The following is a 13,817-nucleotide window of genomic DNA, read 5'->3' as shown; positions in this document are numbered from 1 at the left end:
TTTCCTTTATTGACTACTTCAACCAAACGATGGCAAAGCCCTTTCAATGGACATTCAAGGGTAAGTTACTGGCGTTCTAAACCATAGGCTTATTTATGCCGCCGAGTACTAGTAGGCTGCGGCCTAAGTTCGCAAACTATGTTTTTGTGTAGGGTGCTTCGCACCCTACACAAAAACATAGGTGATGGATTTCCACCTCAGCGTACTAGGATGCTGTGCTGCCCGCTTGGCAGGTGACACAGCACTTTGGGTGGCAACAAAATAAGGTTTATTTGTACGCTTCGTACCCACAAAATAATTTGTAAAATAAACCCTGGCTGATCAAAATTCCCAACTGAGAATTTCTGCAATCTGTTGGCAAATTTGAGCAGGATTGAAAGGTTTGGTGATAACGCCAGCAACTTCCATCTCAGCAAACTTTACTTGGTCATCCGGCAAGATTTTAGCCGTTAACAGTATTACCGGAATTGGCTTAATGTGAGAGTTTTCTTGAAGCAACTCGAAAAAACGGAAGCCGTCCATTTCAGGCATTGAAACATCGAGTAAAATTGCATCTATCCTTTCAGTATTAGCTCGCTTTAGACCTTCGGACCCGGATGCAGCAGTAATCGTCTCCCATCCGCCTAACTCACTCAGGCAAATTTGTACAACCTCTCGAATATCATCCTCGTCATCAATTATAAGAATTCGCTTAGTCATGCTCCCTCTCCTGCGCCACCATTATCTTATAGCGCTGAGAGTACCAGATTTGGACTGCGGGATGATTTTGAATAGGCTAATCTAAACATCAACCTTACAACTGAAGAGAGTGCTTTATTGACGCACAAGTCGATGCAAATAAAGCACTCTGTTTAACAATTAGTCTTTGATTGTGTGCAAGACAAACATAATCAGGAAGTTCAGAACCACTGACTTAGAAGTTGATACGTTAAGTCCAGTACAGGATGTGTGCTGTGGGGAAACGCCTTGCAATTTCTGTTTCGAAGAACGTTCGAAGCTCCTGCATGACGTCTTTCGTATAAACGTACTTCGTTCCCCCAAATTTATTGCGTTTTACATCCCGAGATGTTTCATCCAAATCTAATTTGCTATTGGGATACCACGATTGGAGAACATCCTTTGAGCCTGGAGTAAAGCGATGTGAAATCAGTTCAAATGTCAGATCGCACTCGAAATCCAGGGCATCCTCAGCGGCCTGCAAAAGCTGGCTATATTCCTCACGCCAATTCTCAATAGGCATAATGGGTGCAATGACAAGACCCACAGGATAGCCTCCCCCCCCTACTTCTCGGGGGAGAGCCAAACGACGAATCGCCTCAAGCCGTTGAGTTACAGTTGACGTACCGCCCTCCAGCTGCCGGGAAACGGAATGGGCATTAATGCTAAACCGGCAACGAGTATGCCCCTGGTGAGGAAGATCCAATAGGGGCGCAACGTTACTAAACTTTGTGACCCACCGCAATCGGGCTACCGATCGCTGTCCAAAGAAGCGAATACATTCTGATAAACTACCCGTTAAATGTTCAAGACTCAACGGGTCAGTATAACAACTCACCTCGTAGGTTGTTAGAGGTGCTTGCTCATACGCGGGTAAATTATCCAAAATATCAGGCAGATTAGCGTAGACTCGAATGACTGGTGGGCCTTGCAAGCTTCCTGCTAAATAACAGTATTGGCAGTGAGCCGGGCATCCCTGGGCCAGGTGAAACTGCCAGTCAGCTGATGGGGGAATGGGGGTCAGTTTGAACTGGCTGGGAGGTGCGACAACCACTGCCATAGTGCGCTTGGCAGTGCTGTAGGTTTCCCGCTCATTTTCACCTTTAATCCCAGTCAACCGATTCTGTTTCAGATATTCAATTGGCAAATTAAGGGCTTGCACCCGCTGCAAAATTTGCTGTCCCCAGGACTCATCCAAAGCCGCAGGGGTAAACAAAACTTGCTCTGGCATCCATAGCCGGGCTTGAGCTGTCGCTGGCGTATCAATAGGAAGGTTGGGTGCAGCCTTTACGTCGGGAGAAACCATAAGAATGAAGTGGCAGGGAGCAATGACAGGTCAAGATTAACCAGGCCAACCTGATTGAGTTGGCAAGCGTTGAATAAGCTGGTAAAAATGTTTGAGGGGCTGATGACCTAACGTTGATGAACTTCCCCTTAAAGCATGGAACACCTATGTGAGAATGAACTTTGCGTGCTGTAGTGAATGCAAAATTCAATTTGCGAACGTTCTCTTAGGGTTCCATCAGGAATTCGTGCGAGGAAGGTAGCAGTTAAGGAGAGAGGCTTGCTGACGCGCAAGTTTTGTCTAAGTGTCATGTTTAAAGGCTCTATCTCCTTGATTAGACGGAGCCTCGTGAGTGCTGTTAACCAGAGACTGGTCTCAAGAAAAAGAGACCTTTGAAATACTGTATCTGTATTTCAAAGGTTATGCGAAAAGGTTAATTTTGCGGGTGCATAGCACCCGCAAAATGCATCTTAGAGATCTGTGGAAGGCTCGCGGGAGGAAATCTCCAGCAGGCCGGGAGACGCGAAGAAGCCAAAGTATGTTGCGAGCGCTGCCGTTACACCATGCAGCCATACATCATGCCCAAAGATGGGAATCAAGCCAAACGTTGTGTTGGCATAGGGGATCAGACCCAGGATAGCCAGTAGTCCGTAAAGAACGGCCAGACCACGAGCATAGCTGCGGGAGCTATCCAGTGCGATCGCCGAACCAATACCGGCGATACCAACCAACAAGTGCACAACGTTATGCAATCCATTGATGGGGAAGATTCCCAACAGGTAACCGTACCCTGCGTCAGCTCCGATCCGGGTCGCCACCTCAGGTACGATGTCGGATGGCGCGACAAAGCCAGGAAGGAATCCCATTAAGCCAGCACTCAGGAAAAAGATCCCAGTGACCATTGCAAAAATTCGTCCTGCGTTCATATTAGCTCCTTACAAGATAATGATTAGTCCGTTTTACGTTTGGAGACCTGACTTAAAACTAGTTTCTTTACGAGTAGGATGCGTCTTGCTAAGGAAACAAGCGATCGCTCTACCCTTGGGCTAGCATCGCTACGCAGCAGGATGAAATCCGGTGATTTTCCATGCCTTAAGCACAAAACTCCAAATGCTGTACCATGCGGCTACATCTCAGTTTTAGGATTGCGACGGGCTTTGCCGCCGTAATCCCAAAACTGGGTTTTCAATCTGAAGACGTGAGACAAACCTGTGCCGCCCGCTCAGCGGACGGCACAGCATTTGGAGTTTTATGTTTAACGGACGTCCACCTACCTGGATTTTGTAGATGCAATATCAATGCTTTTAGGAATGGGACGCTACCATCATCGAATGTGGGTAGAATCCCATTCCCAAATTTGATTTAGCAACATCACCAAGTAGCACCCCGAAGACGGTTAAATTCTGTTGAAACCAACCTGACTTATTATGGTAGAGCCCTATGAAGACTTGCTTCAGGATTTATTGTTGAGAGCCAGCATTTCCGCTGGAACCACTATTGGTGCTAGTGCCGTTCGTCGTGGTTCCATTAGTGGTCGTACCGTTGGTGCTAGTGCCGTTGGTGGTGCCGTTTGTTGTGGTTCCATTAGTGGTCGTACCGTTGGTACTGGTGCCGTTAGTGGTAACCCCGTTTGTCGTGGTTCCATTAGTGGTCGTACCGTTCGTAGTACCATTGGTGGTCGTACCGTTCGTAGTAACCCCGTTTGTTGTGGTTCCATTGGTGGTCGTACCGTTTGTGGTAGTGCCACTTGTGGTACCGCCATTCGTAGTTCCGGTGTTATTTGGGGTAGTGTCGTCGAGCCGAGTATTTGAGGTGTCGATGTTGTTAGGCGGCGGCGATTGCGGTGTGGGAACGACAATATTCACATCTGGAATATTAGCATTTGGGCTTACTTGAGCCTGGGTCTGAACCTGGGGAACCGCTCGGTCCTGCTGTACAGGCACAACATTCTGGCTTTGGGTCTCAACTACTGCATCATTTTGGGCTTGTCGTGTCATGAAATACATGATCCCGCCAACCAAACCCGCCAGTAAGGCAGTGAACAGACCCAAAACTAGACCACTAGCAATATAATTGTCAGCTTCGGTTCTTAATTGTCTCTCTTGCCGGTTTAACGCCCGTTGTCGCTCGATGACTTGCACGGGTTGTTGTTCTTGGGCTTGAACAGCACGACCACGGACATAGCCATCTCGATAAATTACCTCTTCAGGAGTGACCTTTCGAGTGGGAACTGAACCTCGTGATGGTTCAGTTTGATTGTGTCTAGGGTTATATTCAGCCATAGTTTCTGACAAGATGGTATAAAACTCTATACCTTGATCATGTTAGAAACAAAAGTCCGGTGAGTTATCCACCTATGGGTTTGAATGTCTGTTTAATAGCGCTCCTTTAGGAAGAAAGCAAGTTTTTCTTCTTACAATTAAGAGCGGTTTAGACCATGCAATCTACAAAATGCATAGCGGCTCAACGGCCAATCGCAAAACATTAAGTCCCCTTTACTTATACGAACACTCCGACAGTTTTTCTAATACTTGTAATTCTATTTATTCAAAGTGAATATAGGGGCACAAATATCAGAAAAGTACTGAAGCGAGTGTTGCATAACATCGGGTTGAGCAGTTCTGTGTGAGCTATATCACGGAGCTCATACTAATTTGGTATAAATCCTGTCATCTTAATGCAGACTTTTTTGTAAAGGTGTTGATTGTAGAACTTTTTATCGAACCGATATTTGCATAAAAATTAGCCAGGAGCAGGAGACGGAAAACTACCACTCTTTATAATTCTCTCTGAAGAAGGTATCATCTAGAGTGAAAATATTTCTCGTCGCTAACAGATAACCTGACTCTCAATTTGGGAACCTTAGAATCTGAAAGTGAGTGTCTCAACAATTAACCTTCAGATCTGATGATGGCTATGAATCCGCCAGCCTTTTTCCAGCATTCTCAAAAGACTTTGCTGATCCTATCCATCGCTCTGATCTATTACATCACAGCTAAATTTGGACAATCTCTTGCTATTCCACCTGGATTCATAACCCCTGTCTACCCCCCTTCAGGCATTGCCCTCGCAGCCATGTTGCTCCTGGGTTATCGCGTCTGGTGGGGAATTTGGGTGGCTGCCCTGATAGCAGCAACATGGCCGTTGTGGGCAAACACAGGGGTTTTATCAATGGCGATCGCCTCTGGGGTCGGCATTGCCACGGGTTCCGTTCTACAGGCAGCCTGCGGCACATTTCTGATTAAGCGCTTTATTGGTCAGCAACACCTCTTTTCTAATACCCCTCGAGTTGCCAAATTTACAGGTCTTGAATTGTTGAGTTGCACGGTAAGCCCAACTTTTGGGGCTACAACGATGTATCTGTGCGGCTTCATTGATGGGAAAAACTATATTATTAGCTGGCTCACATTCTGGTTAGGCGATGCCATTGGAGTGCTGGTGATTGCTCCCCTTCTGTTGCTCTGGATCGAGCCATGGGTCAACCAGTCCCCGAATGCCCTGATCGCTTTACCGACGTCAGAAACAATCCAGGCTTCTAGGCGATCGCCCCGCTTTTCCCTGGAAGTAGCCCTATGGACAATTGCACTGCTAGCGGTGGGTGCTGTGGCCTTTGGCTTTGGCTATCCGGTGGAATACTTGCTGATTCCGCTCCTTTTATGGGCTGCTTTTCGCTCAGAACAACGGATTACAGCGATCGCCATTATCCTGGTCTCCGCATTGGCGATCGCTGGTACCATTCGAGGCACCAGTTCTTTTAATCGCAGTACCCTTAACGAATCCTTGCTGCTGTTGCAAACCTTTCTTGGCACCATTACCGTCACCACACTCATCCTCTCGGCTGTCATCATTGAGCGGGAACAGGCTAAAGCTCGGTTAGAACGGGTTAACGAGGAATTGGAGTCGAAGGTTGAGGAACGTACAGCGGCGTTGAAGCAATCGAAAGAAGCCGCAGAGGTCGCCAGCCGAGCCAAGAGCGAATTTCTGGCCAACATGAGCCACGAGTTGCGCACTCCCCTTAACGGAATTCTCGGTTACGCACAAATCCTCAATCGCTCTCAAAGCTGGGGCGACAAAGAACGAAAAGGTATCGACATCATTTATCAGTGCGGTTCTCACTTATTGACCTTGATTAATGACGTCTTAGATATTTCCAAAATTGAAGCTCAGCGGTTAGAGCTTGATCCTCACACCGTTCACCTCCCCGCTCTCCTGCAGGGAATTGCTGAAATTATTGGTATTCGTGCTGAGCAAAAAGGCATTCACTTTATCTATCTCCCAGATGCCAATCTACCGGAAGGCATCAACGTCGATGAAAAACGGCTACGGCAGGTGCTGATTAATCTGTTAGGCAACGCTGTCAAATTTACCGATCGCGGTAAAGTCATCTTTAAGGTTGAGCGTCTGCCGGCTCAAGCCATGAGCATGCTGGCAGACAAAAAACCTTCAGCCATTCGCCTTCGCTTTGAAGTTGCCGACACGGGCATCGGCATGCCCCCCGAGGCGATGGAAAAAATCTTTCAGCCCTTTGAACAAGTGAGCAACCCCAAACGCAACTCCGAAGGTACAGGGTTGGGATTGGCCATCAGCCAAACCATTGCTCACCTGATGGATAGCCACATTGAGGTGCGAAGCGAAACTGGGGTTGGTAGCACTTTCTTCTTTGAAGTCGAGTTGCCCACTGTGAACGAGTGGGGGCCAACCTCGACAACGGACACCGGAGAACACTTGGTCGGCTACGAAGGCAAGCGACGCACGTTGCTGGTGATCGACGACAAATGGGAAAACCGCTCCGTCATTGTCAACCTACTCGAACCGTTAGGGTTCAACCTGATAGAGGCCGAAGACGGGCAGGATGGGTTAAACAAGGCCATGCAGATGCAACCGCATCTCATCATTACTGATCTATTAATGCCCGTGATGGACGGCTATCAATTCCTCGCCCACATCCGACAATCGAAAACTCTCAAAGCCATACCTGTTATCGTCTCCTCAGCCTCTGTGTCCAGCATGGATCAACAGCAAAGTTTGGATGCCGGGGGTAATGATTTTCTTATTAAACCCGTTCAGGTCGACGAGTTATTCAAAATGCTGAGCACGTATTTGAATCTGACCTGGATTTATCAACCTAGCGCAACAAACCGCGAACCTGTATCGGTCCCACCCCTCAAGTCCCATAGCCAACCGATTTCATCTAATTCCTTTATACTCCCCTCGTCCCAAGAGCTGACGCAATTACTCCAATTGGCCCAGCAGGGGCGCTTAAGGAAATTGAGCGAGGTTGCTACAGCCCTACAGCAACAAAATCCGCACTATGCTCCCTTGGTGCAGCATTTACTAGAGCTGAGCAAAGGATTTCAGGTGGCAAAGTTAGAAGCGTTCATTCAGCAACTCCTTGATGAAATCACTGGTGCTTAAAGAGGTTGGTCATGAAAGAGACTCAGTTGATTTTGGTGGTTGATGACACGCCAGCCAATCTAGAAGTAGTGGCCGAGGCTCTGGGCGATGCTGGGTTTGAGGTGGCGATCGCTACTGACGGAGAACGCGCCATCCGACAGGCCACCATCAGTCAGCCAGATTTAATTTTGCTGGATGTCATGATGCCGGGTATTGATGGCTTTGAAACCTGTTGCCGACTGAAAACAGCCGCAGCGACCTGTGATATCCCAGTCATTTTTATGACTGCCCTGTCTGATCCAACCGACAAGGTGAAAGGCTTTAATCTAGGGGCGGTGGATTACGTCACCAAACCCTTCCAGGAAGCAGAACTGATTGCCCGAGTCACGACTCACCTCAAGCTTCGCCATTTGCATCAAACCTTGGAACACCAGGTTGAACAACGCACCGCTCAACTGAAAGCAGCTCTAAGTCAGGTGCAACAATCTCAGGTGCAACTGGTGCAGTCGGAAAAGATGGCCGTATTGGGGCAATTAGTCGCAGGTGTAGCTCATGAAATTAATAACCCGGTTAATTTTATTCATGGCAATCTGAACCATGTAGAGGACTATGCGAATGACCTATTGTCATTTATACAGCTATATCAAAAGCACAGTGCTAACACGGCTCCCGAACTGCAAGAAGCCGCCGATGCCCTGGAGTTAGAGTTTATTCAAGCGGATTTACCGAAGACGATCACGTCCATGAAAATTGGAACGCATCGCATCTGTGAGATTGTGCGATCGCTCCGCAATTTTTCTCGGCTAGATGAGGCCGACTGTAAAGCTGTAGATATTCATGAAGGCATCAATAGTACGCTGCTGATTCTGCAACACCGACTGAAGGGAAGATCGGAATGCCCTGAAGTGCAAGTGATTCGAGACTACGGTGAGTTACCCCTGGTGGAATGCCATGCCGGATCGCTAAATCAGGTATTTATGAATATTCTGGTGAACGCGCTGGATGCATTGGAAGAAGTAAGCATGAAGCGAACTTACCAGGAAAACCGAGTCAATCAGGGTCAGCTGACGATTCGAACTTCTACCTTGGGACGTCAGTGGGTGCAGATCGCGATCGCTGATAACGGTCCAGGAATTCCCCCTGACATTCAGCCCCGTATTTTTGACCCCTTCTTTACTACAAAACCTGTTGGCAAAGGTACAGGTATGGGAATGTCAATTAGCTATCAAATTATTACTGAAAAGCATCAGGGCAAGCTGGACTGCATTTCGGAACCAGGACAAGGCACTGAGTTTGTCATTCAAATTCCTATCCGCCAGCCATCGTAGCTGAACGAGCCTGACTCTTGTATGTACATCGTGTGGCACTCGAAAATGCCCTTAGCTCGAACTCGGGTTGATTACAGCGTTTTGCGCTTGAGTAGCCACGGTTGTTTTTGTGAGAGCCGCGCTCCGCGCGGCTCTCACAAAAACAACCAGATTTTAAGCGCTTGAAAAGCGCTGTAATTTGGAGCGGAATTTTGAAGTAGGCAACTGCAACCGGGAGCGGTTGATCCGGCTCATCACTCGGGTGATCAACTCGGGTTCAAAAACGGGCTTACGGATAAAGTCGTCTGCACCCGCTGCAAATACCTGTTGCAGTGACTCTGTATCTGTATGGGCCGTCACGACGAGAATAGGCAAATCTCCCCACTGTGGGTCTTGCCGCACCACATGGCACAGATCTATCCCGCTAAACGTGGGCATTTCCAGGTCAAGCAGTAGCAGATCGGGCTGGGTCGCCATTAATTGCTCCCAAAATTGCGCAGGGTCTTGCAAGGTTGTCACCTTCAGCCCCCAGGGTTGGAGGATCTTCTGCAACCCGACTAGCACAACAGGGTCATCATCAACGATCAGCACCTGCCCAGCGTCAGCCGTAGAGCGGATGAGGCTCTGGGCGATCGCCTCAAAAATTTGGGCCACAGATACTGTTGGTTTATGCAAATAGCGCTGAATTCCTAACCGCGATAACATGACCCGGCTATCGAGATCATTCTGCTCGGTCAGCACTAACAGGGGAATGGATGGAAACTGGGTGGTCAGGTTTGACAAAAACTGCTGATCAAGATGGGTAGCCAAATTGATCAGAATTAAATCGGGTGGGTTCTGGCTGAGGGAAAGATGGGGTTGGGCCATGACTGCTTCATCGGCTAGGGTGAAGTGGAGCCCCCAGGCGATCGCATTCTGTTGCAGTTCTTGCAGCAAGGCCATATCTCCACCCATGAGTAACACCTGGGATAGGGCCACCTCAGGCACAGGAGCGGATGGGGTAACTCGTTCAGCGGCAGCCACTGGTTGAGTAAGTGCCTGCTTCAACTCATGCATCCGCTGCGCCAGCTGGTGATAATCCTGGGGATCGAGGGTTGTCTGTCCCTGAAGTGAGTGTTCAATGTTGCGGGCTATTTCTGAACCTCGTGGGTAGCCAAGCATCCCCAGGCTACCCACGAGTTTGTGAGCCTCCTCAGCCATTTTCTGTAGCAATTGGGCATTTGCCTGCCCCTGCTGCAACAACTGCTCTAGCTGTTCCAGGGGGGCCACTCGTGCGAGAACTTTCCCCCGCAAATCGTCCAATACACGATTGACCGCTGCCATTTTTATGTCTAAGTTCTGGGAAGCGTGGCCAGAAAGCTCTTGCTCCTCATTGCCCTTGGCATCTTCTAAGAGGCTAGTTGGGTTATTGGTTGTGGCACTTTGAGGAGGGTTCTTGAGGCGATATCCCATGCCGTAAATGGTTTCCAGCAAATCCTCAACCATTCCGGCTGACTTCAACTTCTGTCGCAAGTTTTTGATCAGGTTCGTTACGGTAGCCTCGCCGGGAGAAGCTGTCAGCGACCAGAGGCGATCGATAATTGCGCTTCGGTTGAAGACCCGCTGAGGGTTATTGAGGAATAACTCAAGTAGGTTAAACTCTTTAGTGGTAAGAGTTATGGCATGTTCCTTATACAGCACTTCAGCGGAAACTGGGTTCAGTCTCAGGTGTCCCCACTCCAGTAAGGTAGGGGCAATGCCAGTATCACGACGGCGTAGCAGAGCCCGAATGCGGGCAAGGAGTTCCGCAGTCTTATAAGGTTTTGTCACATAATCATCAGCACCCGCATCCAGGCCAGCTACCAGGTCAGTCGTTGAATCTTTGGCAGTCAGCAATAAGATAGGCTTTTCGTAGCCCTTCGAACGAATTTGGCGGCAGAAGCGAATGCCATCTAGCCTAGGAATACAGACGTCCAGGAGAATTAAGTCATAGCTAAAGGAAGTGGCGAGTTCCATTGCCGCCAAGCCGTCGGAAGCTAGATCGACAGTGTACCCATGGCTGACTAATGTTTTTACCAACAAGTTAGCCGTTGGTTCATCATCTTCTACTAATAAAATTTTCATTTTACCTGCCGCTCTATAGATTTCTTTAAAGCTTCCCTATTCAACATCGTTTAATTTTCTCTTAAAAGCGTTGGTTTCTCAGATACGTATATGCAAGGCATCAGTTTTCTCCTGAGCTTGCCAACTGTCTTCTAAAATAAACTTCCTGGATTCCCTCAGCAAGACTTTAAGAATTGTAGCCAAGATTCTAGGGCCTGTTCTAAAAGTTGTTTTTTCGTGTACGAAATCTTCTCCACCTTCAAACATAGGTTGATTTCTGTCGTTTACTAGTAGGCTGCGGCCTAAGTTCGCAACCTATGTTTTATGTGGGGTGCGAAGCACCCCACATAAAACATAGGTGATGGATTTCTGCCTCAGCGTACTAGTTAATTAAAACTTGTGCATCCAGGAGGTAGCTTCTGCTTCAATCCTATGGGTGTGGTGAAAGAAACACTTTGTGTCCCTTTCACCACACCCACACCTTTACAACCGCTAGCTTTAGGACGTCTATCCCATTAGCTAAGTTGGCGACGAAATTGACGGACGCTTAAGCCTGTAAGGGCGATCGCAAACACACACAATATCAACACCTGCGACCATAGTGCTCCCAATCCTACACCTTTCAAAAGGATGCCTCGACATACTTCGATGTAATAGCGCATGGGGTCGAGATAGGTCAGCCATTGAAAGAAAGTGGGCATGGCAGCGATCGGTGTATTAGCGCCGGAGAGTAATACGAGGGGAGGATTGATAAAAAAGGTTGTGAGTTGAGCCTGTTGTTCACTTTTGGCATAAGTAGCAATCATAATGCCGATACTAATGCCAACGAAGAAATACAACACCGAGATGGCAATGAAGAGGAAAAAACTACCTCGGAATGGCATGCCAAAAATAATGCGACCAATCAAAACGGCAATCATTGCATCACACGTTAATAGCACGAGCAACGGTGCAATTTTCGCCATGATGATTTCGGTGTTAGATGCAGGCGTCATCATCAACTGTTCGATGGTGCCTGCTTCCTTTTCACTGACGACGCGGGAGGCAGCGGCCTGAGAGCCCAACACAGTCATGAGAATGCCGATGGTTCCGGGTACGATAAACCAGGAGGCTTGTAAGCCAGGGTTGTAGAATACGGTGGTATGTACTGTTACTCGCCGCTGAGAGGATGGAACCCTGGAATTTGAAATTGATCCAATTGTTTGCTGCGTACCTGATGTCGTATTACTTGCGTCCGATGAATCACTGGCACCTGTTGAGTTATCGGGCTGGATAGATAGAGTGGCACCACTCCCTCGTTGTTGGGTGGCTAGTTGCAAGCGATCGCGGTTGTAAGCATTCATCAACTGATTCAAGTATCCTGACGCCACATTTGCCGTGTTTGCATCAACCGCATCGAAAATTGCCTGCACTTCAGCTGTGCGCCCCTGGCTCAAATTCCGTTCAAAGTCGGGCGGGATGGTGACAGCAACCGTGAGGTTTCCCCTTGCCAAATCCTCCAACATGTCGGCTTGACGGGCGTAGTAGTGATCGATGACAAACGCATCGGTTTGGCCGAACACCTCGATCAGCTCACGGGAAGCACGGCTCTGGCTATAGTCGGTGATGCCCACCCGCAAGTTCTCAAAGGTGGGATTCAAGGCCAACCCGAACAGAATCAGGAATACGGTTGGGGGTACCAGGAGTTGAATCAGCAGTTGCCGATTGTGGCGAATTTGATTGACTTCTTTACGGAAGAGCGTCCAGAAGCGGCTTTCTAAAAAAGTATTGAGGCGATCGCGCATAGCCATTTAAGACCCCACCTGCATATTACGAACTCGTCGCCAGGCCAATAGAAATGTCAGACTTGTCAGTAGCAGAAGAGCCATCACGGCTCCCCATACACTCAGCCACCCGACGCCTCGCGTAAAGGCGTCGCGAGTCAAGATAATGTAGTGCCGTGCCGGAACAACATTGGATAACCACCGCAACGCCACTGGAATATTCGATACTGGGTAGATGTAGCCAGAGAACTGTAGTGATAGCAGAAACACTGTAAAAGAGACGGCCTGAATTACAGCACTTTGTTTGGAAATTCCTGCTCCCAAAAAAATCCCCCAAAATACTCCACAAGCGATATAGAGCATGGAACCCAAAATCACAGGAGTGGGGTCTCCGGCAAACCAGAGGCCCATGGTCACCCAGGCTTCCACGTTGACGAGCAACACCTCTGCCATGCCAACCAGCCAGAAGGCCAGGGCTTTTCCCAACAGATATTCCATCCCCGTCAGGCTGGAGGCATAGACCTGCAAAATGGTGCCCTGCTCCTGTTCTCGGGCCATAGCCAGACCTGCCAGAAGTGCAGGAAATAGGGTAACCGTAATGGCGATCGCCCCTGGCCCAATGTATTGCAATGTATTTAACCCTGGGTTAAACCAGAGCCGCGTCTGCACCTCCACAGCGGGAGCGGATTGGTTGGGATTGAGGGACTGCACAAATGCGTTCGTCGTCGCCTGCACATAGCCCCGAGAGGTATTTGCCGTATTGGCATCGGTGCCATCAATGAGAATCTGCACGTCAGCCTCACGACCCCGCAGTTGCAGGTCACGCGAGAAATCGGGTGGGATGACGAGCCCGGCAGCAATGCTGCCCCGGTTGAGCAATGCTGGAAGATTGACAACTGGCCCCTGAGCAACAATTTGAAACTTTTGAGTACGCTCAAACGTAGCAATATATTCTCGGCTAAAGCGCGTATTATCCAAATCTTGAATGGCAATGTTGAGGGCATTCACATCCAACGACGTAGAAAAGCCAAACAGCAGCAGCAACGCTAAAGGTAACCCCAACGCCAAAACCAGCGTCAGGCGATCGCGCCCCAACTGCGACAGTTCCTTAATCACCTGTGCCACAATTCGTTTAACCCGGACTGTAGAACGAACTACCATCACCAACCCTCCCAATTATTGGCTGGAGTCTGTTTTGGTTGTTTTTTCGGGCGCGAAGCGCCCGAAAAAACAACCAAAACAGACCCTATACGGCCTCGTAGCACAACG

General features: G+C 48.7%; 9 protein-coding genes. 2 read left to right on the top strand and 7 right to left on the bottom strand.

Translation table 11 applies throughout. The annotated features are described in order from the left end of the window. Window positions 1–321: 321 nt before the first annotated feature. The 4 genes from NDI52_RS30185 to NDI52_RS30170 form a co-directional block, all read right to left on the bottom strand. Window positions 322–699, bottom strand: a complete 378-nt coding sequence (locus NDI52_RS30185; protein WP_190774948.1) for a response regulator — start codon at window positions 697–699, stop codon at window positions 322–324. 229 nt (window positions 700–928) lie between these two features. Further along, window positions 929–1,948, bottom strand: a complete 1,020-nt coding sequence (locus tag NDI52_RS30180; protein WP_190774954.1) for a spore photoproduct lyase family protein — start codon at window positions 1,946–1,948, stop codon at window positions 929–931. Window positions 1,949–2,472: 524 nt separating this feature from the next. Then, window positions 2,473–2,928 carry a DUF4383 domain-containing protein gene (locus NDI52_RS30175; protein ID WP_190774947.1) on the bottom strand — a complete coding sequence of 152 codons (456 nt, stop codon included), beginning with the start codon at window positions 2,926–2,928 and terminating at the stop codon, window positions 2,473–2,475. Between the two features lie 534 nt (window positions 2,929–3,462). Continuing rightward, complete coding sequence (locus tag NDI52_RS30170; protein WP_190774946.1) at window positions 3,463–4,284, bottom strand: hypothetical protein; 822 nt, start codon at window positions 4,282–4,284, stop codon at window positions 3,463–3,465. Between the two features lie 625 nt (window positions 4,285–4,909). On the opposite strand from NDI52_RS30170, the gene NDI52_RS30165 reads away from it, so the two are divergent. Both NDI52_RS30165 and NDI52_RS30160 read left to right on the top strand, forming a co-directional pair. Further along, the gene (locus NDI52_RS30165) at window positions 4,910–7,417 is read left to right on the top strand and encodes an MASE1 domain-containing protein (RefSeq protein ID WP_199307556.1); all 2,508 of its coding nucleotides are present in this window, start codon (window positions 4,910–4,912) and stop codon (window positions 7,415–7,417) included. An 11-nt stretch (window positions 7,418–7,428) separates the two neighbouring features. Further along, window positions 7,429–8,724, top strand: a complete 1,296-nt coding sequence (locus tag NDI52_RS30160; RefSeq protein WP_190774945.1) for a response regulator — start codon at window positions 7,429–7,431, stop codon at window positions 8,722–8,724. Window positions 8,725–8,877: 153 nt separating this feature from the next. Here the strand turns inward: NDI52_RS30160 and NDI52_RS30155 are convergent, their stop codons facing one another. The 3 genes from NDI52_RS30155 to NDI52_RS30145 all read right to left on the bottom strand — a co-directional run bounded on the left by NDI52_RS30155 (window position 8,878) and on the right by NDI52_RS30145 (window position 13,709). Next, window positions 8,878–10,806: a response regulator gene (locus NDI52_RS30155; protein ID WP_190774944.1), complete on the bottom strand. Its 1,929-nt coding sequence runs from the start codon at window positions 10,804–10,806 to the stop codon at window positions 8,878–8,880. A 494-nt stretch (window positions 10,807–11,300) separates the two neighbouring features. After that, window positions 11,301–12,575 carry an ABC transporter permease gene (locus NDI52_RS30150; protein ID WP_199330926.1) on the bottom strand — a complete coding sequence of 425 codons (1,275 nt, stop codon included), beginning with the start codon at window positions 12,573–12,575 and terminating at the stop codon, window positions 11,301–11,303. Continuing rightward, entirely contained in the window at window positions 12,576–13,709 is a 1,134-nt protein-coding gene (locus NDI52_RS30145; RefSeq protein ID WP_348256879.1) for an ABC transporter permease, read from the bottom strand. Window positions 13,710–13,817: the final 108 nt, after the last annotated feature.

Source organism: Leptolyngbya sp. PL-A3, from assembly GCF_039962325.1.
In the GTDB taxonomy this organism is placed as follows: Bacteria; Cyanobacteriota; Cyanobacteriia; order Elainellales; family Elainellaceae; genus Vacuolonema.
This window is presented reverse-complemented; position numbering and strand designations above follow the sequence as displayed.

What these genes read in the sequence shown, in the direction of transcription:
- NDI52_RS30175 (WP_190774947.1), bottom strand. Translation starts at nt 2,928, where the DNA reads ATGAACGCAGGACGAATTTTTGCAATGGTCACTGGGATCTTTTTCCTG.
- NDI52_RS30150 (WP_199330926.1), bottom strand. Translation starts at nt 12,575, where the DNA reads ATGGCTATGCGCGATCGCCTCAATACTTTTTTAGAAAGCCGCTTCTGG.
- NDI52_RS30155 (WP_190774944.1), bottom strand. Translation starts at nt 10,806, where the DNA reads ATGAAAATTTTATTAGTAGAAGATGATGAACCAACGGCTAACTTGTTG.
- NDI52_RS30145 (WP_348256879.1), bottom strand. Translation starts at nt 13,709, where the DNA reads ATGGTAGTTCGTTCTACAGTCCGGGTTAAACGAATTGTGGCACAGGTG.
- NDI52_RS30170 (WP_190774946.1), bottom strand. Translation starts at nt 4,284, where the DNA reads ATGGCTGAATATAACCCTAGACACAATCAAACTGAACCATCACGAGGT.
- NDI52_RS30180 (WP_190774954.1), bottom strand. Translation starts at nt 1,948, where the DNA reads ATGCCAGAGCAAGTTTTGTTTACCCCTGCGGCTTTGGATGAGTCCTGG.
- NDI52_RS30185 (WP_190774948.1), bottom strand. Translation starts at nt 699, where the DNA reads ATGACTAAGCGAATTCTTATAATTGATGACGAGGATGATATTCGAGAG.
- NDI52_RS30165 (WP_199307556.1), top strand. Translation starts at nt 4,910, where the DNA reads ATGATGGCTATGAATCCGCCAGCCTTTTTCCAGCATTCTCAAAAGACT.
- NDI52_RS30160 (WP_190774945.1), top strand. Translation starts at nt 7,429, where the DNA reads ATGAAAGAGACTCAGTTGATTTTGGTGGTTGATGACACGCCAGCCAAT.